The following is a 336-nucleotide window of genomic DNA, read 5'->3' as shown; positions in this document are numbered from 1 at the left end:
AGTAACGGTGCCTACAAAGGTTACAAGCGTGACTTGTACGAAGGGGGTATTCGTGTACCATTTATTGCCAGCTGGCCTGGCCAAATTAAAGCAGGTACAACATCAGATCACATCTCTGCTTTTTGGGATATGATGCCAACCTTTGCAGATATGATTGGCGCTGATCACCCGGAAAACATTGATGGTATCTCCATGCTACCTGCGTTAACCAATCAGGGCACTCAAAAGGAACACGAATACCTTTATTGGGAATTTAATTCTGTGGGTGGTCGAAAAGCCGTTAGAATGGGTAAATGGAAAGGTGTGCAGTATGGCATTAGAAAAAATCCTGAAGCA

Annotated in this window: 1 protein-coding gene; it reads left to right on the top strand. The window is 44.0% G+C overall.

Features of this window, described 5'->3' with window-relative positions:
• Positions 1-336 (top strand): sulfatase/phosphatase domain-containing protein (locus FNN09_RS20955; protein WP_143304439.1); only part of this gene is annotated, 336 nt, incomplete at both ends.

This window comes from Carboxylicivirga sp. M1479, from assembly GCF_007097485.1.
Taxonomy (GTDB): Bacteria; Bacteroidota; Bacteroidia; order Bacteroidales; family Marinilabiliaceae; genus Carboxylicivirga.
The sequence above is the reverse complement of the archived record's forward strand: the minus strand, read 5'-3'. Positions and strand labels throughout refer to the sequence as shown.